The sequence below is a fragment of the Paenarthrobacter sp. TE4293 genome (assembly GCF_050435325.1).
GTDB lineage: Bacteria > Actinomycetota > Actinomycetes > Actinomycetales > Micrococcaceae > Arthrobacter > Arthrobacter nitroguajacolicus_C.
The window spans coordinates 12,333-34,880 of the sequence record NZ_JBNJRY010000010.1 but is presented as its reverse complement, the minus strand read 5'-3'; the positions used below and the strand labels follow the sequence as shown (position 1 = coordinate 34,880).

Sequence of the window (22,548 nt, the reverse complement as noted above, 5' to 3'; positions counted from 1 at the left end):
CATGGGGGAACGGCAGTTGATGGGTGTGGGTTTCCACGCCAGGAAGAGTTTCGAAGCCGCGGGCGGACCTCGCTCAGTAGTCCGGGTTGCTTGGCACCACGAGCCCGGTCTCGTACGCGTACACCACAACCTGGACCCGGTCCCGCAGCTGCAGTTTGCTCAGGATCCGCCGGACGTGGGTCTTCACCGTAGCCTCGGAGAGGAAGAATTTGTGGGCGATCTCCGCGTTGGACAGGCCCTCGGCGATGGTCGTGAGGATTTCAGTTTCCCGGGGCGTGAGTTCGTCCAGCAACGGATCCCGGTGCGGAGCAGGCGCATTTCCGGGCACCACCCCGCCGCGAACGTACGTTTCCAGGAGCCGCTGCGTCACCCGGGGAGCCACCACGGCGTCACCGCTCGCCACGAGGCGCACCGCATGGACCAGCTCAGACGGAGCGACGTCCTTGAGCAGGAAAGCAGACGCTCCGGCCTGCAGCCCGGTGAAGGCATATTCATCAAGATCGAACGTGGTGAGGATGATGACCCGGGCGTCGGCTCCCGAGTCCGAGATACGTCGTGTTGCCTCAATGCCGTCCATGCCGGGCATACGAACATCCATCAGGACGACGTCGGGCTGCAACGCCTCCACCTGGCGGACTGCCTCGATGCCGTCGGACGCTTCGCCCACCACATGGAAGTCCTCTTCGCCTTCAAGGATGAGCCGAAAGCCCATCCGCAGCAGTGGTTGATCATCCACCAGCAGGACTTTGATGTTCTCTGTCATGATTCCCCCTTGTCGCCGTTCCAGCGGAGCTCGGCGTGGACCGCCCAGCCTCCCCTTTTGCTGGGTCCGGCAGTAACGATTCCAGCATAGATTCCGGCACGTTCATTCATTCCGGCAATGCCCTGCCCCGTGCCCAGGCTGCCCACGAATTCGCTGCCACCCTCCCGGCTTCCGCGGCCGTCGTCGAGCACGTCAATGGTGACCAGGTCGCCGTCGCGGGCCACCTGGACATCGACCCGGCTGAGTGAGCGGCCATAGCGCAGGACGTTGGTCAGTGACTCCTGCACAATCCGGTAAACGGTGAGCTCAAAGGCCGGGTCGGCCGGCAGCCCCGGTCCTGTGTGGGCGTAGTGCAGAGGAAGCCCGGCGGTCCGGAAACCGTCCAGGAGCTTCGACAGGTTGTGCCCGGATTCCAACGGTGCCAGTGGGGCGGGCCGCCCGGAATCGTCGCGCAGAACGCCCAGCACACGGCGCATGTCGGCCAGCGCAGCCCGACCGGTCCGCGACAACTCGCTGAGGACCTCCCCGGCGCGTTCAGGATTCTTCCGGACCACCACGGCCGCTCCATCCGAAAGGCTGATCATCACCGTCAGGGAATGCGCCACGACGTCATGCATTTCGCGCGCGATCCTGTTGCGCTCGGTCACCTTGCCAAGCTGGGTGGTGCGGGCGGCCCAGGCAGCAATCTCCGCCTCATGTTCACGGCGTTGTCGCACCGAGATACCGATGCCGGTAGCCAGGAGGTTGGACAACATGATGGTCACCGCCGTGGCGATGTTGTTGATGAGGTGGAAGTTCTCCGGGACGTCCTGCAGGTTGTCCATCTCGCTGGGACTCGTCCACATGAACAAGTAGAGGAGGCTCAGCGGCAGGCTGGCCGCCACGAAAACCACCAATGCGGTCCTGCGCTTCCGGAGGGAAGCCACGGCATACAGCGCGAACCAGAGCCCCGCCGAAACGTTCGATCCCCAAGGGTTCAGGATGGTGGCCGAAACTTCCAGGAGTGCGACGGCGAGAACCACCTGGAATGGGAACCTGCGCCTGAAGGACAGGACGGCGGCGATCAGCAGCAGCAGCGCCACGACCAGCCACTTGCCCTCAGTGATCGAGGTGATGATGGTGGGCAAGGCCAGGAGCACGTAGCAAAGGACCACCACGGCATCCATCGCGCGGGGGTGCTCGAAGAAGTAACGCCGGATCCTGCCCCTGCGGCGCTGGGCGATTTCAGCGAAGGACGCGTCAGCCGTACCGGCGGACGCGTCCTTCACCTGTGGAGCTTCAGTCATGGATTGAGCCTAGACGGCGGCCTAGACGTCCCGCTTCTTCAGCAGGACCATGGCCAGTGCCACCGGCACGACGACCCAGGCACCAAGGACCAACGCAGCCTGCCAGGCTTCCAGCGTTTCCGGGACATGCTCGACGGCGGTCAGCGGGCTAAGCGTGCTGGTGGGCAGGTACTTGCTGGCTTCCTTGAAGAAGTCGCCGGGGATGAGCTGGAAAGCAATGGGCAGGACAAAGAAGATGCCAACCAGGCTCATGATGCCGCCCGCAGAGTTGCGGACGATGGTTCCAAGGGCCATACCAATGGCGGCCACGGCTGCAACGTAGATGCTGTTGACCAACAGCAGCTTGATGGACTGGGAACTGCCAAGATCCAGCTTGAGGCCGTAGTTATCCACGATCGGGAGCGAAACGAGCCCCGCAATGTACGTGGACACGGCTGTCAGGAGGAAGGCGCTCACGACGACAACGATGAGCTTGGCCACGAAGGGCGTGAGCCGCTTGGGTACGGCGGCAAACGTGGAGCGTGCCATGCCCGTAGTGAACTCGGAGCTCATGAGCAGTACGCCCAGGGAACCAAGGATGAGCTGGGCGAACGAGATGCCCGAGGTAGGAATGCTGACGGCGAGGTCCCCACCCTGCGCGGCGATGGCTGCTGCGGCTTCGGGATCCTGCGCTGCCTGTTCTGCGAAACTTCCTGTGCCCCATGCTGCGAGGGCCGCGAAGCCCACCATGACAATCGCGGTGGATGCCAGGAGGATCAGCGTGGACATCAGGGTACGGAACTTGATGAATTCCGAGTTGAGTACGCGGTGGAAAGCCGGTCCCGGACCGACGGAGTTACGGATGGACTTGCGGTCCAAAGTGGTGGTGCTCATGTCTATTTCCCTCCGGCCTGGGCGGGAACCGAGGCCCCGGCGGTGATGTGCGAGTGGTATTCGACCTCGTCCTTGGTCAGTTCCATGTACGCCTCTTCCAGGCTTGCCTGGAGCGGGGTCAGCTCGTAGACCATGACCTGGTTGTCCAGGGCGGTCCGGGCGATGCCGCGGGGATCGAGTCCGGAAACTTCCAGCAGTTCACGTTCGTGGACTTCTACGGAGACACCGGTCCCGGCCAGGAGCTGCATGAGGCGTTCCGGCTGGTCCGTACGGACACGGGTCCGTGTCTGGCCCTTTCCGGTGATGATTTCCGCGATGGGTGCGTCGGCGATGATCTTGCCGCGGCCGATCACGATCAAGTGGTCCGCGGTCAGCGCCATTTCACTCATGAGGTGGCTGGACAGGAAGACCGTGCGGCCTTCGGAGGCGAGGTACTTGACGAGGTTGCGCACCCACACCACGCCTTCCGGATCGAGTCCGTTGACGGGTTCGTCCAGGATGATGGTCTGCGGATCGCCCAGCAGCGCAGCGGCGATGCCGAGGCGCTGACCCATTCCGAGCGAGAAGCCCTTGACCTTCTTCTTGGCCACATCCCCCAGGCCGGTCATCTCGATGACTTCGCGGACCCGGCTCTTGGGAATGCTGTGCGTGGCAGCCATGGCCAGCAGGTGGTTGTAAGCAGTCCGGCTCGTGTGGACAGCCTTGGCGTCCAGGAGGGCGCCGATCTCACGCAGCGGAGCCTTGTGCTGGGCGAACGGCTCACCGTTCACGGTCACAGAGCCCGCCGTCGGAGCGTCCAGCCCCATGATCATGCGCATGGTGGTGGACTTACCGGCACCGTTCGGACCCAGGAAGCCCGTCACCCGTCCGGCTTGGACAGTGAAACTGACACCGCCGACGGCGGTCTTCTCGCCGTAGACCTTGGTCAGGCCTTTTGCTTCGATCATGGAAGCGTTCCCTCCTCGGAGCACATGTGTGTGCAGATGAGTTTTGAATGTACTCACCACGCTACTCACGGAGGGAGGCGAAATCGCCGGTCTCAGGGATGATTCAGGGTCCAGTCAGGGTAATCCTCGCGGATGACCCGGACCCCTCAGCCGGCCGGGAGCGGCGAGTAGATGCGAAGTTCGCGCGGTTTCACTGTGAACGTGGCGCTGCGCACCCCGGGCGTCGGTTCGCCATCCACCGCCAGGACCAGTGGCTGCCCGATGGCCTCCACCGTGATGGTGGTGGCCTCGGTCAGGTGGGTGACCTTGGACGCTGCGACAGTGCCCGTCACCACGGCCCACAACAAGCGGGCACGGGCGAAGGGCTCGTCCGCCGTGATCATCCGTAGGTCGAAGACACCATCGTCAAGAACCGGCCGGCGAAGCGGTGCATGGTCGCTGGGATAGAACCTTCCGCGTCCCATGTAGAGGATCCATAGCTTGTGCTTCACCCCGTCCACGGTGAGTGTGGTGGGCGAGTTCACGCCAAAGGTCCTCAGGGACGCGACCACGCTGGCCAGCGGCTTTCCCATGGCTGGCTGAAGGCGTTCACGCCGGCGAACAAGGTTGGGATACACACCGACACTGGCAGTGTTGAGCATGGCCAGCTCCTTGGTTTCCGGATCCTCCGGCAGGCCACGTTGCACCACCACATGGCCCAGATCCACGGAGGCTGCCATCCCCTTGGTCACTGCCTCGATGGCGTCGTCGATTGAGCTGGTCCCCACGTCACGGGCGAAGTGGTTGAGGGTGCCACCCGGCAGGACCAGGAGGGGCAGTGAATGCTCGACGGCGGCCGCAGCCGCAGTGCCCACCGTCCCGTCTCCGCCCCACACGCCCAGCGCAACGGTGCCAGGCAGGGTGGCTGCGGCTTCGATCTCTGCGGCAACGTCGTCGCCCTCAGCGATTTCCCGTATATGAGCCTTGGGGAATATAACCTTGAGCAGCTCGCCGGTTTCGGGGGAGTAGGACCCGCCCAGGACGTTGACAGCGATACTCAGCCCTTCGCCGTCGTGGATTGCCGGCGCTTCAGCCGGGGTTCGGCGTGGGGTCGGTTCGGCCGGCCTGGCCGGCCACCATTTGCGGGTCGCGAACGCCGCGCCGGCGCCGAGTGCAGAACCCAGCACCACATCTGAGGGCCAATGGGCTCCAGTGTGTACGCGGGAATAGGCCACGCCGGCGGCAAGAGGCGCGAGCACCGCCCCGAGGGGCGGAGAAACGATACCGGCACCGACGGCGAACGCCACGGCGGAAGCGGAATGACCGGACGGCATGGAAGAGCTGGTTGGCTGCGGATTCACGAATCGGAAAATAGGGAGATGTTCCGGACGAGGGCGGTGTCTGGGCAGCGCCTTCTTGAAGATGAGGTTGGTGACGCCCGAAGCGACGCCCAGGGCAAGGAGTCCGTGCAGAGCCGCCCTGCGCGGTTTACCGGGGAACGTGGCCATGATGCCCGCGATGCCGAACCAGAGCTTTCCCTTGGTGGCTGCGGACGAGAGCCTTCGAAAGAAGACATCATGGTCACCCTGGGGCTGCCGGGAGACTACCCGGACCAGGAAGTGGTCGAATCTCGCAACTCGTTTAGGGCCCTTGCCCAGGAAGCCTCGCATGAGTTCACCATAATGCCTGCACACCCGTCGACGAGGGAGTACCAGCGCTACCCATCTACCGTGGCTACGATGAATGGATGATCCGCGTCCTGCTTCCGCGCCACCAGCCCGCGTGGCTGTTGGTCACCCCGGGCGTGCTGTTGCTGTGTGCTTTCGCCATTCCGGGCGTCATGCTCCTGACCGGACAGGGCGAGCCCGCTTTCAACAGCATTGATACCTCGTGGCAGGCCTACGCGTTCACTCTGCACTCGCCCTTCTGGGATGGCGTGAATTCGGTGCTTAATTGGGCAGGCTATGCCGGGATCCTGGTGTTCCATGTCGTGCTCGCCACGGCACTCCTGGTGTGGCAACGCCCCATGGCCGCGGTCTTTGCCGCAACGTCCGGGATCACGGCCCTGGCAGTCACACAGTTGGCCAAGGCGGTGGTGGGTCGGGACAGGCCCCAAGGCGCAAAGGTCCTGACGGATACCGGTTCATACCCCTCGGGGCATGTATCGGCCACCACCGCATTCCTTATGGTGCTCGTCTTCCTTATCGGACGATGGTGGATGACGGTGCTGGCCGCAATTGGTGTCCTTGCCATGATGATCAGCCGCACGTACCTCTCGGCGCACTGGCTGAGCGATGTCTTCGGCGGCGCCTGCCTGGCCGCCGGTGTCGTGCTGGTCCTGTGGTGGCGTTTCAGGGAGACATGCATCGAGGAGAATGCACGCGCCGACGGAAAAACTATTTGGTCGGCAAGGGCTTCGCAACGCCTGCAAGCAGGAGAGCAAGCAGAATAGGCGCTCCGATGGCCAGCAGAGCCAGGTGGATTCCCGTGTGATCACCCAAGTAGCCCAGGAGTGGCGGTCCCGCCAAGAAGGCGATGTAGCCAATGGTGGACACGACGGACACCCGGGCCGCTGCGTGCTTGGGGTCGTCCGCCGCCGCTGACATGCCCATGGGGAAAGCCAAAGCCGCACCGATTCCCCACAGTGCCGCACCAAAACCGGCGAGGATGACGTTGCCGGCGAAGACAAACAACGCCAGGCCCAGGGCGGCCGCGGCCATGCTGGCCCGCAGGACGGTCACCCGGCCAAAGGTGTCGATCGCCTTTCCGCCGAGGAAGCGCATGACTGTCATGGCCAGGACAAAGAGCGCAAAGAGGAGCGCGCCGGTGGATTCCGAGGCGCCAAGCCCGTCAACGGCGGCCTTCGCGATCCAGTCGTTGCCCGCACCTTCGGTCAGTGTCGCACCCAGGACCACGACGCCGATCAGCAGCGTCCTGCCATCCCGCCAAGCCGTGGGTCCCTTCGCTACCGGAGCGCCGTCGTCGTGGGTTTCTGCGGCCTCGTGGGGCAGGAAGTACCTCGGGACCGTCAGCGCCAGGACGACGGCAATGGCGGCGATGACCAGCAGGTGTTCAGGGAGGCCGACGCCAAGCTGGGAGAGGCCGGCGCCGATCAGGGCGCCAAGAAAGGCCCCGCCGGAGAAGGCCGCGTGGAATTGCGGCATGATGGTGCGCTTGAGCCGGTGCTCAACGTCGGCACCCTCGATATTCTGGGCCACGTCCCACAGGCCGATCCCGATACCGAAGAAGAACAGCGCAATGGCCGTGGCGGGGACTGAAGCGGCCATCAGGGAGAAGGCAATGGCTGCGCCTGCGGCTCCCGCGACGATGCCTGCCACGCGAACCGTGTTCGCCGTACCGATCCTGCCCACCACCCAGCCGGCGGACGGCAGGGCCAGCAGGGACCCGACGGCGGTGCAGAGCAACAGGGTGCCCATCTGGCCCGATGTCAGGCTGAGCGCTTCGGTGACGGCAGGGATGCGCGCCGCCCAACTGGCGAAGACCAAACCGTTCATGCCAAAGATCAGGAACGTCGCCACGGCAGCGGCGTTGACGTTGGTGGTGCTTCTGGTGTTGGTGGTCATGCAATCACAACTTCCACGGAGAGTTTGTTGAGCCGGGCAAGATCTTCGGGGGATGGTTCGAGGTCTGTCACGATGACGTCCACGCTGTCCATCGCTGCAACCAGGGCCACCGCGCTGGCGTTCCATTTGCTGCCTGCGGACGCCACGATCACGCGGGCCGCGGATTCCAGGCCGGCGCGTTTCACGGCAGCATCATCAAGGTCGTGGGCAAGGAGGCCGTCCTTGAGGTTGAGGGCGCACGGTGTCACGACGGCGGTGTCGAACCTGAGCGAGCGGATGTTGGCTTCCGTCATGGGTCCCCGGAACGACTGCTCACCCTGGATGAGGCTGCCTCCTGGAAGGATGAGTTCCGGTTTCCGGCCCGCTTTGGCCTCAGTCAAGGCTTCGACCCCGTGGAGGGACATGGGCATGACCGTGAGTTCACGCTTTGCCAGCCGGCGCGCGATCTCCGTAGCGGTGGATCCACTGTCGAGCCACACGTGCTCACGGTCGCGGATCAGCCCATCCACTGCGGCGGCAATGCTCATCTTGGCATCGTGGTCTTCCAACTCACGCTGTCCGTACCCGGGGTTTTCTCCGCGGGCCAGCAAACTGCGGGCACCTCCGTGTACCCGTTTGAGCACGCCGTTGGCTGCGAGGATCTCGAGGTCACGGCGGATGGTGGCCCCTGAAGCTCCTGTCGCGTCCACGAGTTCATCCACGGTAGCTTCCTCGCGGGTGCGCAGCAGCTCGCCAATGAGCCGGTGGCGGTCAACAGTTCCCATGGTTCAACCGTAACAAGCTTTGCTCAGTTAATCACCACGGATGATCATTTGCGCATCGACGCCCTCGCACCTATTGCCCTTAAATGGCCAACGCTCTCTCACAAGTGAGCGAGCGTTGGCCAAAAGGGGGCGTTAGGTGAGAGAGGGTCCAGGTTAGCGGGCGCGCTCCACACGTTTCTCGTCCCACACCGGTTCCTCCGATTCGTAGACCTTGCCGTCGGATCCGAAGATCAGGAAACGGTCGAAGGACTTGGCGAACCAGCGGTCGTGGGTCACGGCCAGGACGGTGCCCTCGAAAGCATCGATGGCCCGCTCCAAAGCTTCGCCCGAGTGCAGGTCCAGGTTGTCCGTGGGCTCATCCAACAGCAGGAGCGTGGCGCCGGACAGCTGCAAGAGCAGGATCTGGAACCGTGCCTGCTGGCCACCGGACAACGACTCGTACTTCTGCTCCGACTGGCCGGCCAGTCCGTACGAATCCAAGGCTCCGGCAGCAGCTTCACGCGGAAGTCCCGAGCGGTGTTCGTCGCCCCGGTGCAGGATCTCCAGCAAGGTCCGGCCCAGCAGATCCGGACGGACGTGCGTCTGCGCAAAGAAGCCGGGCCTGATTCTCGCACCAAGTTTCACCACGCCTTCGTGCGGGACTTCAGCGATGACGACGTCGGATACCGGCAGGTGCTCGCGCTCCGGATCGGTACCGCCGGTCGCGAGAAGACGCAGGAAGTGGCTCTTGCCTGAACCGTTGGAACCCAGGACGCCCACCCGGTCTCCGAACCAGATCTCCGTGGAGAACGGCTTCATGAGACCGGTCAACTCCAGCTTCTCCGCCACGACGGCACGCTTGGCGGTACGGCCGCCCTTAAGCCGCATCTTCACGTTCTGCTCGATGGGCAATGCCTCGGGCGGGCCCGCCTCAAGGAACTTGGCCAGTCTGGTCTGCGCCGCCTGGTACCTGTTGGCCATGTCGGAGCGGAAGGCAGCCTTGTTCTTGTACATGTTGACGAGTTCCTTGAGCTTGACGTGCTCCTCATCCCAACGCTTCCGGAGTTCCTCGAACCGGGCGTTTCGATCGGCGCGGGCCTCGACGTAGGAGCCAAAGCCTCCACCGTGGATCCACGCACCGGCACCGTTGATGCCTGGTTCCAGTGTCACGATGCGGCCGGCGGCGTTGTTGAGCAGCTCGCGGTCGTGGCTGATGAACAGCACCGTCTTCTTGGACTCGGTGAGCTTGCCCTCCAGCCAGCGCTTGCCGGGGACATCAAGGTAGTTGTCCGGTTCGTCAAGGAGAAGGAGCTCATCCGGCCCGGCGAACAGGGCTTCGAGCACCAAGCGCTTCTGCTCGCCGCCGGACAGCGTGGAGGCACGACGGAACTGGGCCTTGTCGAAGGAAATACCCAAGGCAGCCATACAGACTTCGTCCCACACGGTTTCAACGTCGTATCCGCCGGCATCGCCCCAGTCCACGATCGCCTGGGCGTACTTCATCTGCGTGGGTTCGTCGTCGTGCTCCATCATGGCCAGCTCGGCTTCTTCGACGGCCTTGGCGGCTGCTGCGAGCCCGGCCTGCGCCGTGGACACCAAGAGGTCGCGGACCGTTGAGTCGTCACGGACCTGGCCCACGAATTGGCGCATGATGCCCATGTTGCCCGAACGGCCCACAACACCTTCGTCCGGCGTGAGGTCGCCGGAGATGATCTTGAACAGCGTGGTCTTACCCGTTCCGTTGGGCCCGATCAGCGCTGTCTTGGTGCCGTCGGGGACCTTAAAGGTCACCCCGTTGAGCAGCTGGGTGCCGTCGGAAAGGAAGTAGTCGATGCCGGAAACGTCAATATGGGCCACGTTTCAATCCTCCCACGGCACGGTATTAACGCTCGACGGCGGCAATCGTCCGCCGCGGGACGGCTGGCTCGGGCGTGGCGAACCGCGACTGGCGGCTAGGGCTTACGCCGGGCGAACTCCGGCGCATGCTCCGGACGCGGGCCGAAGGCGATCATCCGCGCAGGGAGCTTCCCGAAGGCAGGAAATGTGCGCAACGCAAAGATCAACGGCTTGGGAGGCTTCGGCGGCTTTCCGGCCATGACCTGCGCGAAGACCACCCGATGCAATATCCGCTGGAAGGTTTGAACCACAAGCGTGGGAAGCCAGCGCCGCTTCTGCACCGCGGCGAGGTGGCCGTCGTCGAGCGTTTCCTTCAACAGGGGCGACGCGAGGATGCGCGCTGCCGCTACCGCGTCCTGCACGGCAAGGTTGATTCCTACACCGCCGGCGGGGGACATCGCATGGGCTGCATCGCCGATAAGCAACAGTCCCGGCTTGTGCCAGCGGGACAGCCGGTTGAGCTTCACGTCCAGGAGGTGGAGGTCGTCCATGGATTCGATGGCACCTACCCTGTCGGCGAGGTCTGTCCGCAACCGGGCAACCCTCCCACGGAAGGCCTCCACACCCTCAGCACGAAGCCGGGGATCCAAGCCTTTGGCAGCAAGATAAGCGATCTGGTGATAGTCCTTGCGGGTCAGGCTCAACAGCACGTCGGAAGTGCCAAAGCGCGGCGCTATGGATGCCACGGGCTCGTCCTCGTTGGCATGGCGCGGGAGCCGGAACCACCACGTATCAAACGGCACGGAAAATTCCCGCGGAACCAACCCGGCCTGCGATCGAAGCACGGAGCCGCGACCATCGCATGCAACGGTCAAGGATGCCCTCAGTTCGCCGCCTCCCACCACGGCACGCGTCAGGGGATCACGCGTCTGGTACCGCACCCCACCCACCGCGCCCGAATCGTCGCGCAGCAAGTCCGTGGCCTCGGTGTTCATCAGCACCGTGAACGTGGGTTCCTGCCGGGCCGCTTCGACCAGGAAATTCAGCAGGTCCCATTGCGGCACCATGGCCACGTAGTTGTACGGCTCTTTGAGCAGTCCGAAATCGGCCAGCACCACCGGATCACCCCCGGCAACAGGCAACCGGAAATTCCCCAGCCTGCTCTGCGGCAGTGCCCTGAAGCCCTCTCCCAAGCCCAGCTCGTCCAGAAGTCGGATCGTCGAGGCGTGCACAGTGTCGCCCCGGAAGTCACGCAGGAAGTCGGCGTGCTTCTCCAGCACCGTGACCCTCACGCCGGCGCGGGCAAGCAACAGTCCCAGTACGATCCCTGCCGGCCCTCCGCCGACCACCACACACTGGGTACTCGCCGCCATGGTCCGCCTCCGTATCAGCCCGCCGCAGTCAGGAAAGACTTCAGCAACGGCCCACTGGTGGTCGCACCCAGCCCGCCGTCTTCAACAAACACTGCCACTGCCAGGTCGCCGTGCGTGGCCACAATCCAGGCGTGTGTCTTCGGCGGATTGTCGTTGCCGAATTCCGCGGTGCCCGTCTTTGCTCCCACGGGGGCGCCGGGCACCTGGGCCAAGAAGCCGGCGTGGCCGGACGTGACCACGGCGCGCATCATGTCGGACAGCGCCGCGGCTTCTTCCTTGGTGATCGGCTTGGTGGAGGCGGGAGAGGCAGGCAGCGCGCTGGCCGAAGCAGAGTCCGCCGACGGCGACGCGGAGCCGCTTTCGGTGGGCGTGGCAGCGGAGCTGGGGTTCTGCGCAGCGTCGGCGTTCAGCACCAGCTGCGGTGACACCGGGGCGCCGTTTGCGACAGAGGCAGCCATGACAGCCGCGGAAAGTGGGGAAAAGAGGACCTTGCCCTGACCGATCATGGAGGCGGCGTGCTCGGTGCCTTCAGCGGCGCCCGGCACGGAGCCGAGGAAAGCGTCCGCACCCAACTTGGGTGCTTCCACTGCCACGCCCAACGCTTGCGCAGCCGATTCAAGTTGGTCCTGGCTGACGGTTTCGCGGGCGTTGATGAAGGCAGTGTTGCAGGAGTGCGCAAACGCATCCCTCAAAGCCACGGAGCCAAGCGACGTTTCGGGGTAGCCCTCTGCGTTCTTGAAGGTGCGGCCGTCCACGGTCAGCGTTGAGGGACATTCGACCTTGGAATCCGGGGTGGCACCGTTGCGGAACATCGCCAGCGAATCGACGATCTTGAAAGTGGAACCGGGTGCGTACTGTCCCAACAGCGCAGTGTTGTAGCCGTTGCTGCCTGGTCCGGACGCAGCGGCAAGCACGGCGCCGGTGGAGGGCCTGAGGGCCACAATCGCGGAGGCGGGCTCAACGCCGGCCAACGTTTCCTCGGCCAACTGCTGAAGTTTCAGGTCCAAGGTGGTCTTGAGAGTGGTGCCGGGCGCGGGAAGCGACGAGAAGAACACCTTGGTACCGGGGGTTTCTCCGTCGGTCTTCCCGGCCGGCGCAGCCACAACTTCCACGCCGTCTTTGCCACGCAGGAGGGAGTCATACTTCTGCTGCAGACCGCCGGTACCCGTGGTGTCGCCGGCACGAAGGGCTCCGTTGGATTTCTCTATCTGCTCTGCGCTGGCTTGGCCTACGCTCCCCAGCAAGGCACGGGCAAAGGTGCGTGTGGGTGCCAAGGCCATGGAGTCCAGGATGCTGACGCCTCCGGGTATCGCCTCGATTTTGGCCTCGGTGATGTCTGCTGTGTACGCACGGAGGACGAGGCCCTCCACGAAAGCCTGGGGTCCGGAGGCAGCTACTTGCTTGGCGTACTCTTCGGCATCCAAGCCGAGCAGCGCCGCCATGGCACGGGCCGATGCGTCGGCCTGCTCAGCGGGAATCTTGGTTTTGTCGATACCCACCCGGAAAACGGGCCGGTCCTCAACAATCGGAGCGTCGCCTGCGCCAAGTATCTGACCGCGCTGGGCAGGAACAGTCTTGACCGACAACGTCTCACCGTCGGAAAGCTCCGGCGCCAACAGGGCCGGACTCCACTGAACCGCCCATTTGTCGCCCGACTTCTTCAAGGTGGCCTCGGAGCTGTACTCCCACTTGGCCGAGCCGATGTTCCAACTGTAGTTAAGGGGGAAAGTGGCGGTATCGCCTTCAAGCTTTATATCGCCGGACGCAACCGAAGGCTTCGCCTCGAGGCCCTGGAAAACGGCTTTCAGTTCATCATTGGCCGCGGCAGCGTCCTTGCCCTCCACGGCGAGCGAGCCGACGTCGAGCGCTGCCAAGGAGGAGGCGAGCTGCTTGGCAGCACTCTCCGCGCCGGCACGGCCGTCATCGCAAGCGGTCAGTGAACCAGCCATGACGAGCGCCACGAGACCAACAACAAAACCCTGCTGCATTTTCAGTTTCCCCATTTGCGCCATTATGCCCCGTTCCACTGACAGTTTCTTGTTGTGCCCGGGAAGCGGACAGCCGCCGCCTGCCATCCCCGGGAAGAGGCGGCAAGCGACGGCTGTCGGAACGGGCCCGTTATGGAACGCAAGTGAACTTGGCATCACCCCAGACCCCATGCGCGCCGTTGATTGAACCGGACGGGTCAACAACCAGCTCCACGTATGCCACACCCGTCAGGTCCACTGACACCGATTCCGGAGCAAACCCGGGAGTGTAGGTGCGCGACTGGTACTTGTTCACGCCGTCGGCGTTGACCTTGAAGATGATGTTGCCGCCGAAGCCGCTCTCAAGGCCCACCTGCGAGGTAAACGAGGTGCATTTGCCGCCCAGGTAATACGTGATCTTCGAGGCAGCGTGGACGCCCAGTCCCTTGGTGAACACCGGCTGCTGCCCGGTGGCCGGGTCGGTGTAGTTGATGGCCAGCGGCTTGTCCGGAGACGACGCCGAGTCCTTGTTCGCCACATTCTTGCCAATAACGCCGTAGCCGTTGAGCGCCTGGACCCACGGGGTTTCGGAGGCATACACAGAGCCCGCCGGGACGTTCGGCAGCGGCTGGGAGGTGATTTTCCAGTCGAAGAACTTCACCCGGGTATCCGTCGGCAGGGTCACGGACGCCAACTCCTTGGTGGGGTTCAGGCGGACGGTGTTGGAGAACGCCTGGTACTTGTATTGCGTGTACTCCGGGGACGGCCCGTTGGCGTTGTTGCGACCCTGCTCGGAGACTGCCAGCACGGCACCGTTCAGCACGGAAGGCTGCAACCAGTTGGGGAAGAAGATGGACTGCGTCTCCGAGGTCCCGTCAGCGTAGTTCAGGGTCAAGACAGGGCTGGTGCCGTTGCCCACCGCCGCTGATCCCAGAACGGCGAGGTGCGTGCCTTTACCTTTCACCGAAATGGTTTGGGCCGACAGTGCCACCGAGTTGGGAACATCCGGTCCAACGGACGGCCAGGTGTAGTCCACCTGCGTGGGTTTTCCGGCGTCCACCGTCACCGTGCTGCCCGGACGGACACCACCTGCCGGTACCGAAGCGGCAGCCAACTGCTCGGCAGCGAAGGTGGCCCCTCCGCCGTCGAAGTTTCCGAGTGCCTTGCCTGCCACCGTGGTGACCGAAACGGTGTTGTACGCGGCGGCCAGCGAACCATAGGCGACGTAGATCTGGTTGCCGCCGGTCACCGTTTGGGGTGAGCCGGAAGCAGTGTACGACGCCGAAACCCGCACGGTCTGTTGGCCCGCCTTGGCGCTGGAGCCGGGTTTGATGACGAACGTGGCAGTTGCCGTAGCGCCGCCTTCGACCTTGGCGGCAGTTGCTCCGGAGGACGAAACGACTGTCCAGCCCTCAGGGAGAACCGGCGTGAGGACCACATTCGTCTTCGCCTTGGTTCCGGTGTTCACGAACGCCGCAGTGACTGTTGTTTCCTGGTCCTGGAAGACCTGCTGGCCGGTGGTCACGCGGACTTCGGCGGCGGTGTCCTCCTGGCTCTTGCCTCCCAGCGGACCGGCCTGCTGGAGCTGGACCGTGGCGGACTGGTTGGAGGAAATGGAGCCTGTCTTGACCCAGATGGTGCCGTTGTTGGCTTCATCGAAGAACCAACCCGTGCTTGCAGCGGCATAGGCGGCCTGGGTGGAGTGCTGCGTGAGTTTGGTTCCACCAATCTTGACGTCCTTGGGAGCTGCTCCCGCGTGGACTTTCAATTCGTAAGGCCGGGCTGCGGCCTTGCCGGTGTATTCGCCCTTTCGTTCACCAATGGACACCTTGACGCTGCTGTTTCCAGTGCCTGGAGCGTCCACGGAGAAGAGCTGGCTGGACGACTTGCCGTCCTTGTACTCGCGGGTGACCTTGTCGTCCTCGTACAGAGTGAACGTGTCCTGGCCCTTGGCGTAGACGTCCAGGGTGATCATGGAATCTTCCGGAACCAGGGAGGCGTTGCGGGCGACGATGCCTTGCGGGACCACCGCGCCGGCGCGAACGAACACCGGCAGCTTGTCCAGCGGCGCGTTGTAGCCGTTGAGGATCTGGCCACCCTGGTAGAGCTTGCCGGTCCAGTAATCCACCCACTGCTGGCCTGCCGGGAGGAAGATCCCATTGCGGACATCGGTCTGGGTGAAGACCGGAGCCACCAGGAAGTCGGAGCCGAGCATGAACTGGTTGTTCGCCTCGGCCCCGTAGGACCATTCCTGGTCCGGGAATTCGAGGGGCATGGAGCGCATCATCGAAACTCCGGTGGCCGAGGATTCCTGGGCCAACGAGTAGATGAAGGGCATGAGCTGCTGGCGGAGTTGCAGGTATTTGCGGTTGATGGCCGTGGCGTCGTCGCCATAGAGCCACGGACGTTTGTCCGTCGCAGCCCAGCCGGACATGGAGTAGAGCGCTGGAGCGAAAGCTTTCCACTGGAGGTCGCGGACATAGGACTCGGCGGAGCCGCCAAAGATGCCGTCAACGTCGCCGGTGGTGAATGCCAAGCCCGAGTTGCCGGCACCGGTGAGGGCCGGGACCTGCCAGCGGACGGCGTCGAGGTTTCCTGAATGGTCACCCGTCCACTGCATGCCGCAGCGCTGGGAGCCAGCCCAGCCTTCAACCATCAGCGAGGTGCCACGCGCGTTTGAGTATTGCTCAATACCGTCGTGCGCCGCTTCGCAACCGGTGAGGGCCTGGCGGTAACCTTGGCCAACCCACGCGACGTCGAGCTTCCGGAGCCGAACGCCGGCCTCGCCCACTTCGTATTCCTGGTTGGTCAGGGAACGCTGCGTCCAGAGGCCAACTTTGAGGTCGGTTTCTTCCTCGATGCTGCTCACGGTTTCCGGGAGCTGCTGGTACTCGCAGCCGTAGCCGTCGTTGACCAGCATCCAGCCGGCGGGCATGTCGTTCTCGACGAACTTCCGCGCCGTCTTGATCGCGTCCGGTGTGCGCTGCTTGGCACCGTCGGGATCCCCGTAGCCGGAGGACGAATAGCCGGGGTTGGAACGGTTGTAGCAGTCCGCGTCGCCGTATTCCAGGGCGTAGACCGGCGGCATCATCGGCTTGCCGGTCAAGGTGGTGTAGGCACCCAGGGACTGTTTGTAGTCACCCACAAAGTAGTAGGCGTCGAAGCGCTTTTCCTCATGCGTGGTGGTGGGCTGTCCGCCGAAATTGTAGGACCCGCGGGCAAACGTGTCGCGGAGAACGCCATAGCCCATGGAGGACATGTAGTACGGGACGGCGTTGGGATAGCCGTCGTCGTCCCAGTCGAAGTTCTTGGCGATGTTGATCAGGGCGCCCGTGTGCACCGACCGGCCGTTCTGCATGCCGCCGCCGATGAACTGTTCGCCGTCCTGCTGGGCCAGATGCTGGGTGGCCGAAGTGGCGCCGAAGGTGATGGGCGCCGACTCTTCAAGGACCAGTGAACCGTCAGCCCGGACGACGCGCAGCTGGGTGGTGGCCTTGTTGATCCCCACACTGATCCTGGCGGTTTTCATGATCAGCCAGTCACCGTCCGTGACTGTTGGTGTGGTCCCGGGGAACTTGTCCTTGCCCACCACGATGTTGGATGTCCGGGCCGGGTCGCCTTGGTCTGTGTTGGCCGGGTCTGTGAACTTGCCGCTGGGGTCCGCTTCCAGGCGGAAGTTGCCGTCGTCCAGGAACGTGACACGGAGGGCGCCCTTGTCGGCGGAGAGGTCGACGACGTTGCCGGACTGGGTGAAGCCCATCACCGCACCGAGAGGTACTCCGGCGGCATCGACAGGTACTTCGGGAGTGACCGCCTTGATGGCGGCGGGGTCGCCCGGTGCGGCATGCGCGGCTGCCGTAAAGGTCAGTGCGGGGATGGCTCCTGCGAGAAGGAGGGAGGCGAGGCCGAGTGATGCGGCCTTCCTGGCTAACGAACCTTTTATGGCTCGTCCGGAGCTGTTGGGGGCAGCGCCGGACAGGCCCAAGGAGGGTGCGGACATAGGGGGCCAACTTTCGACGAGTGACAATTTGTGATCTAACTCATAGCGAAACGTGCACTAATCGTCACCGCAAAAAGCCAAAAGGTCAACCGTTTCACCAAAAATGCGTTTTGCCGTCACTCACTCGGGGAAGCCCGGATTGAAAAGTCAGTGCCTGCGGATGATCCTGCGCTGAGTGGCGACGGCAATGGCAGCCGTGCGGTTATCCACTCCGAGCTTCGAGTAGATGTGAACCAAATGGGTCTTCACGGTGGCCTCGGAAATGAAGAGCTGCTTGGCCATGGCCCGGTTGCTCATCCCCGTGGCAAGAAGCTCCAGAAGTTGGACCTCCCGGGCACTCAACGCCGGAGCGGGATTCCGGATCCGGCCCATGAGCCGTGCCGCAACCTCAGGCGCCAGGGCAGTTTGACCCGCCGCCGCAGACAGCACAGCTTGCCTGAGCTGCTCCGGCGGGGCGTCTTTGAGCATGTAGCCGCTTGCTCCGGCCTCAACTGCCGCCAGGATGTCGGCGTCAGTGTCATACGTGGTCAGAACCAGGACCGGCGGCGGGGGAGTCCCGGCGTCGCCCGCTTTGATTTTGGCGGTAGCCGTGACCCCGTCCATGCCACTGCCCATCTGCAGGTCCATAAGCACCAGGTCCACAGGCTCTCCGAGCGCGTGGAGCCTGCCCAACTCAGCCAGCGCGCCGTCCCCGTCCGACGCTTCGGCTACCACCGCTACTCCCGGGAAATCCGCCAACATGGCCCGGAGGCCCGCCCTGACCACGGGATGGTCATCAACCAACAGGACCCGGATTTCGCTCATGCAACACCTTCATCTGCCGGCAGCGGTACGCGGATGGCCACTACGGTACCTTCGCCGGGTGCCGACTCGATCTCCAAGCTGCCGTTCAGCGCGGCCAGCCGCTCGCGCAGGCTTTTGAGTCCGACGCCGGTGCCGTCGCCACGGGTGGTCCCGGAGGCCGTCGACGGCTCGAAACCCTTGCCGTCGTCGAAAACGTCCAACGTCACTTCGGCACCGGGGAAGGACAGGGTCACGACGGCGGCGCGTGCGCGGGCGTGAGCCCACACGTTCGCCAGGGACGCCTGGGCGGCCCGGAGCAGGGTGGTCTGGAACGCCTGGGGCAACTCAACGGGCGTCCCCACCAGCTCGAACCGGCACCGCAGTGCGGTCCCCCTGGCGGCGGCTTCGCTCTCTGTCTTCCCGCAAAGCCTCCGTAAGGTCTCCACCAGGCCGGACTCCTCCAAGGCCGGCGGCCGCAGGTCCCGGACAAAGCTCCGGGCCTCCGCGAGGTTGGTCGACGCAGTGTCCTGCACGATCCTCAACCGCTCCTTGGCTGCCTGCGCGTCCCCATCGTCCAGGGCCTTCTCCGCAGACCTGCCCATCAGGATGATGCTGGAGAACCCCTGGGCCAGGGTGTCGTGGATTTCGCGGGCCAACCGTTCACGCTCAGCCAACATCCCTGCCTCGTGCTGGGTTTGGGCGAGTTCCGCCCGCGTCCGGCGCAGGTCGTCGGCAACGGTCCGTTGGTTCTCCGCTTCGAGGAACAACGCCCGGTACGCCAGTCCCGTGACCACCGCGAAACCCGCCCCGAACACCGGCCCCAGAACCATCGCGAGCTGCAAACCGCCGTCGGCCGATCCCCTGCCGTGGAACCACAGGGCACCCACCAGGAGGGCCGTGCTCAACGCAATCGCAGGGAGGGCAAGACGCCGGGGGAGTACGTGAAGCTGGAGGAAGAACAAGGGAAAAGCCACCCAGGCGAAGTCGCCACTGACCAGCAGGAGAAGCAGCCACAGCACCATCACCGCGGACAGCCACCATCGTGCATACCGGGCAGGGTTGAACCGGGAGGCATCGCCTGCGTGGCGCTTCTCAAGAACTGTTCCGGCGAGATACACCAAGGCCAGCAGCGCAGATAAACCCAGCCCCGCCGTCACAGCTACCGGGGAGGGCGAGGCTGCAGTGCCGGCTCCGGTCAGCAAGCGCACAACGGCCACCAACAGCAGCACCGCGAAGCCCACGTGCAGGCACACCCGCAGCACGCGGAGGATCGTGGCGGCGCCGGTGGATTGCATGCCTCCCAGCGTATCCCCGCCACTTCCCGGCAATGCCTGAATTCCGTGCTGTGACACCTGAATCAACCATTCGGATGATCGCCGGCTCAACCGCTCGTCGCCCGCCAATCCATCCCGCTCACGATGTGCACCGGACCCATCGCCGGAAGAGTTGATGGAGCCGGGACCAAGCCCGCATCCAAGCAAAGGAATTCGATGTTTCTCGCCATCCGCGACATCCGTTGGGCCAAGGGGCGGTTCGCGCTCATGGGCAGTGTCGTCGCCCTGATTACGTTGCTGCTGGTCATGCTGTCCGGGTTGACAGCCGGCCTGGGCAACCAGTCGACGTCGGCCATTGCAGCGCTGCCCGCACAGCAGATCGTCTTCGGAGCTCCTCCAGGGAACGACCCCAAAGCCTCGTACACCGAGTCGGAGGTTTCCGCGGCGCAACTGGAGTCCTGGCGGGAACAGCCGGGCGTTTCGTCCGCGCAGGCCATGGGAATCAGCCAAACACGGTTCCAGCCCCTGGACGGCTCCGGTGCTCCACGTGGAACGGCCAACGTTGCCGTCTTCGGCGGGGGAGCCGCGCCATCGACTGTGGAAGACGGGACAGTGGTCATCGGCAATTCACTGGCCAAGGAGCTGTCCCTGACAGCGGGCAGCCGCGCGCGCATTGGCGCCACGGAACTCACCGTGAGGGACGTTGTTGATGACCAGTGGTATTCGCACACCGGCGTCGTCTGGACCACCCTCGGGTCCTGGCGGACCATCGCGCATGCGGCACCCGGCACCGCTACCGTTCTGGCCATCACGCACGACGCCGGAACCTCCTTGGATCTCGACGCCGCCAACGCTGCGGCCGGCACGGTCAGCATGGATCCGGTGGCTTCGTTCCAAGCGCTGGCTTCGTACAAGAGTGAGAACGGATCACTCATGCTGATGCAGGCATTTCTCTATGGCATCTCTGCGCTGGTGATCGTTGCGTTCCTCACGGTATGGACCGTGCAGCGAACCCGGGACATCGCTGTGCTCAAGGCATTGGGCGCATCCTCCGCTTACGTCCTGAAGGATGCCTTGGCCCAGGCGGCCGTAGTCCTTCTGGCGGGCGCCGTCGTGGGCGGATCCGTGGGCCTCGTCGGAGGAGTCTTTGCTGCCCAGGCTGCCCCGTTCCTGATTACTCCCTTGACCACGCTGGTTCCTGTCCTGGGAATTGTCGTGCTGGGGTTGGCCGGCGCCGTCCTCGCCGTCCGCAAGGTCACCTCCGTCGATCCTCTTCTTGCCCTCGGCGGCAACTAATACTTTCCCGGAAAGGCATACATCGTGACTACTGCGCTGAACCTTGTCAACGTCACCCTTGAGTACCCGGACGGCGGTTCCGTCCTGAAAGCTCTCGACGCCGTCGATCTGACCGTCCGACGGAGTGAATTCCTCTCCTTGGTGGGCCCTTCGGGATCCGGCAAGTCGTCCCTGCTCGCCGTCGCGGCCACGCTGGTCAAACCCACGGCCGGGAGGGTCCTGATCGATGGGCAGGAGGTCTCTACGCTCACGGAGGCCGACCACACAACATTGCGTCGGGACAAGGTGGGCATCATCTTCCAGCAACCCAACCTGCTGCCCGCACTGACCGCCGTCGAACAGTTGATGATCCGTGACCACTTGAGGGGCAATCCACTGGGAGCGAGCCGCCGCAAGGCGGAAGAGTTACTGGAGGTAGTGGGCTTGACCGGGGAAGCGAAGAAGCGTCCTCACCAGTTATCGGGTGGTCAGCGCCAGCGGGTGAATATTGCCCGGGCGCTCATGGGCAATCCATTGGTATTGCTGGTGGACGAACCGACTGCGGCGCTGGATCACGAACGCAGCGAGTCGATCGTTCGCCTTCTGCGGCAGGTCACGGACGAGTTCCAAACGGCGACGGTGATGGTCACCCACGACACCGGCTTCCTTGCCCTCACAGACGCAGTCGCAACCATGCGGGACGGAGGCATCAGCCGCGCGTCCATCCCGTCCCCCACCCCAACCAGGTAACTCAGCTGGGTGAGCCGAGGAGGGCATCGTCCTGCGCGTCGTCATAGGCATCGCGGGCTTCGATAATGGTGGGGACGTGGTTCTCTGCCCACTGACGGAGCATGGACAACGGCTGCAGCAGGGATTCACCCATGGCCGTCAGTTCGTAGTCCACCCGTGGCGGCACCTGGGCGTGAACGGTCCGTGTGATCAGTCCATCGCGTTCCAGCGCACGCAGCGTTTGGGTCAGGACTTTGGGGGTGACCACACTGACCATCTTGCGAAGTTCGGAGAAACGCACGGGCCCGTCGCCCAACACTTGGATCACCAACGATGCCCACTTGTCGCCGATGCGCTGGAAGATCACACGCGACGGACAGTTGGGGTCCAGGATGTTGGCGGGAAGTTCTTTGGTGTCCATGGTCAGTATCCCTGAGGTAACTAGGTTTCTTTGAAGCTATCAGTATCCAATAGATACCTTTGTGTTATTGCAAGGATACCAACCCCAAGGAAAGCAATGAAAATCGCAGTCTACGGCGCAACGGGCATGGTCGGAAGCCAAATCGTCAACGAGTCCATCACCCGCGGCCACCAAGTCACGGCCATCTCCCGCAAGGGTGCAGAGGTTCCCGGAGCCGCTGCCCAGGCAGCAGATCAGGCCGACGGTACGACGTTCGCCTCCATTGCAAAAGAGCACGACGTCGTAGTGCTGGCTACGGGTCCCAGCCGCACCGGCGGAGACCATGCAGAATGGCTCGACGCCATGGCCACCGCGTACAGCAACGCCGAAGGCACCCGACTCATGATCGTTGGCGGCGCCGGTACACTCGAGATCGACGGCGTGCGCCTCCTCGATTCCCCGGACTTCCCCGAGGCCTACAAGGCGGAGGCCACCACGGCGGCCAAGGCCCTCGAAGCCGTGAAGCAGGCCCCGGAGTCCCTGGACTGGACAGTCCTCGCTCCTGCCCCCGTCATCCAGCCGGGTGAGCGCACCGGCGAATACTCCGTGGCCAAGGATTCACCGGCCGGTGGCAGCATCTCCACGCAGGACTACGCCGTAGCCATGCTGGACGAAATCGAAAGCCCGGCACACCGCCGCGCACGCTTCACCGCCGCCAACTAACACCGGCCAACCG

18 protein-coding genes are annotated in these 22,548 nt (G+C 64.1%); 4 read left to right on the top strand and 14 right to left on the bottom strand.

The genetic code is table 11. From position 1 onward, the window contains the following. Positions 1-73: 73 nt before the first annotated feature. The 5 genes from QF015_RS18480 to QF015_RS18460 all read right to left on the bottom strand — a co-directional run bounded on the left by QF015_RS18480 (position 74) and on the right by QF015_RS18460 (position 5,518). Positions 74-763 carry a response regulator transcription factor gene (locus QF015_RS18480; RefSeq protein ID WP_310208095.1) on the bottom strand — a complete coding sequence of 230 codons (690 nt, stop codon included), beginning with the start codon at positions 761-763 and terminating at the stop codon, positions 74-76. Beyond that, the gene (locus QF015_RS18475; protein WP_429390384.1) at positions 760-2,049 is read right to left on the bottom strand and encodes a sensor histidine kinase; all 1,290 of its coding nucleotides are present in this window, start codon (positions 2,047-2,049) and stop codon (positions 760-762) included. The genes QF015_RS18480 and QF015_RS18475 overlap by 4 nt, the downstream gene beginning before the upstream one ends. A 21-nt stretch (positions 2,050-2,070) precedes the next feature. After that, positions 2,071-2,922 carry an ABC transporter permease gene (locus tag QF015_RS18470; protein WP_429390383.1) on the bottom strand — a complete coding sequence of 284 codons (852 nt, stop codon included), beginning with the start codon at positions 2,920-2,922 and terminating at the stop codon, positions 2,071-2,073. Between the two features lie 2 nt (positions 2,923-2,924). Then, complete coding sequence (locus tag QF015_RS18465; RefSeq protein ID WP_310208103.1) at positions 2,925-3,869, bottom strand: ABC transporter ATP-binding protein; 945 nt, start codon at positions 3,867-3,869, stop codon at positions 2,925-2,927. A gap of 146 nt (positions 3,870-4,015) precedes the next feature. After that, positions 4,016-5,518, bottom strand: a complete 1,503-nt coding sequence (locus tag QF015_RS18460; protein ID WP_310208106.1) for a bifunctional phosphatase PAP2/diacylglycerol kinase family protein — start codon at positions 5,516-5,518, stop codon at positions 4,016-4,018. Between the two features lie 77 nt (positions 5,519-5,595). On the opposite strand from QF015_RS18460, the gene QF015_RS18455 reads away from it, so the two are divergent. After that, positions 5,596-6,300, top strand: a complete 705-nt coding sequence (locus tag QF015_RS18455) for a phosphatase PAP2 family protein (RefSeq protein ID WP_310208109.1) — start codon at positions 5,596-5,598, stop codon at positions 6,298-6,300. On the opposite strand, the gene QF015_RS18450 is transcribed toward QF015_RS18455, so the two are convergent. The 8 genes from QF015_RS18450 to QF015_RS18415 all read right to left on the bottom strand — a co-directional run bounded on the left by QF015_RS18450 (position 6,245) and on the right by QF015_RS18415 (position 19,429). Next, positions 6,245-7,432, bottom strand: a complete 1,188-nt coding sequence (locus QF015_RS18450; RefSeq protein WP_310208113.1) for an MFS transporter — start codon at positions 7,430-7,432, stop codon at positions 6,245-6,247. The two genes, QF015_RS18455 and QF015_RS18450, sit on opposite strands and share 56 nt — an antisense overlap. Further along, positions 7,429-8,196 (bottom strand): DeoR/GlpR family DNA-binding transcription regulator, encoded by a 768-nt coding sequence (locus tag QF015_RS18445; RefSeq protein WP_310208116.1) that lies wholly within the window; start codon positions 8,194-8,196, stop codon positions 7,429-7,431. The genes QF015_RS18450 and QF015_RS18445 overlap by 4 nt, the downstream gene beginning before the upstream one ends. A 153-nt stretch (positions 8,197-8,349) precedes the next feature. After that, positions 8,350-10,032, bottom strand: coding sequence for an ABC-F family ATP-binding cassette domain-containing protein (locus QF015_RS18440; protein ID WP_310208118.1), 1,683 nt, complete (start codon positions 10,030-10,032; stop codon positions 8,350-8,352). A 95-nt stretch (positions 10,033-10,127) separates the two neighbouring features. After that, positions 10,128-11,384: an FAD-dependent oxidoreductase gene (locus QF015_RS18435; RefSeq protein ID WP_429390382.1), complete on the bottom strand. Its 1,257-nt coding sequence runs from the start codon at positions 11,382-11,384 to the stop codon at positions 10,128-10,130. Between the two features lie 14 nt (positions 11,385-11,398). Further along, positions 11,399-13,396, bottom strand: coding sequence for a penicillin-binding transpeptidase domain-containing protein (locus QF015_RS18430; RefSeq protein ID WP_310208594.1), 1,998 nt, complete (start codon positions 13,394-13,396; stop codon positions 11,399-11,401). Between the two features lie 106 nt (positions 13,397-13,502). Continuing rightward, entirely contained in the window at positions 13,503-17,351 is a 3,849-nt protein-coding gene (locus QF015_RS18425) for an NPCBM/NEW2 domain-containing protein (protein ID WP_429390381.1), read from the bottom strand. Positions 17,352-17,498: 147 nt separating this feature from the next. After that, positions 17,499-18,155 carry a response regulator gene (locus tag QF015_RS18420; RefSeq protein ID WP_429390380.1) on the bottom strand — a complete coding sequence of 219 codons (657 nt, stop codon included), beginning with the start codon at positions 18,153-18,155 and terminating at the stop codon, positions 17,499-17,501. Beyond that, positions 18,152-19,429: a sensor histidine kinase gene (locus tag QF015_RS18415; protein WP_429390379.1), complete on the bottom strand. Its 1,278-nt coding sequence runs from the start codon at positions 19,427-19,429 to the stop codon at positions 18,152-18,154. The genes QF015_RS18420 and QF015_RS18415 overlap by 4 nt, the downstream gene beginning before the upstream one ends. Before the next feature lie 195 nt (positions 19,430-19,624). Between QF015_RS18415 and QF015_RS18410 the strand changes: the two genes are divergently transcribed. Beyond that, complete coding sequence (locus QF015_RS18410) at positions 19,625-20,704, top strand: ABC transporter permease (protein ID WP_429390378.1); 1,080 nt, start codon at positions 19,625-19,627, stop codon at positions 20,702-20,704. A 24-nt stretch (positions 20,705-20,728) separates the two neighbouring features. Then, positions 20,729-21,433, top strand: coding sequence for an ABC transporter ATP-binding protein (locus QF015_RS18405; RefSeq protein ID WP_429390377.1), 705 nt, complete (start codon positions 20,729-20,731; stop codon positions 21,431-21,433). A 1-nt stretch (position 21,434) separates the two neighbouring features. Here the strand turns inward: QF015_RS18405 and QF015_RS18400 are convergent, their stop codons facing one another. Next, positions 21,435-21,833, bottom strand: a complete 399-nt coding sequence (locus QF015_RS18400; RefSeq protein WP_429390376.1) for a winged helix-turn-helix transcriptional regulator — start codon at positions 21,831-21,833, stop codon at positions 21,435-21,437. A gap of 96 nt (positions 21,834-21,929) precedes the next feature. Here QF015_RS18400 and QF015_RS18395 point away from each other — a divergent pair, with 96 nt between their 5' ends. Beyond that, positions 21,930-22,535, top strand: coding sequence for an NAD(P)-dependent oxidoreductase (locus tag QF015_RS18395; RefSeq protein ID WP_310208137.1), 606 nt, complete (start codon positions 21,930-21,932; stop codon positions 22,533-22,535). Positions 22,536-22,548: the final 13 nt, after the last annotated feature.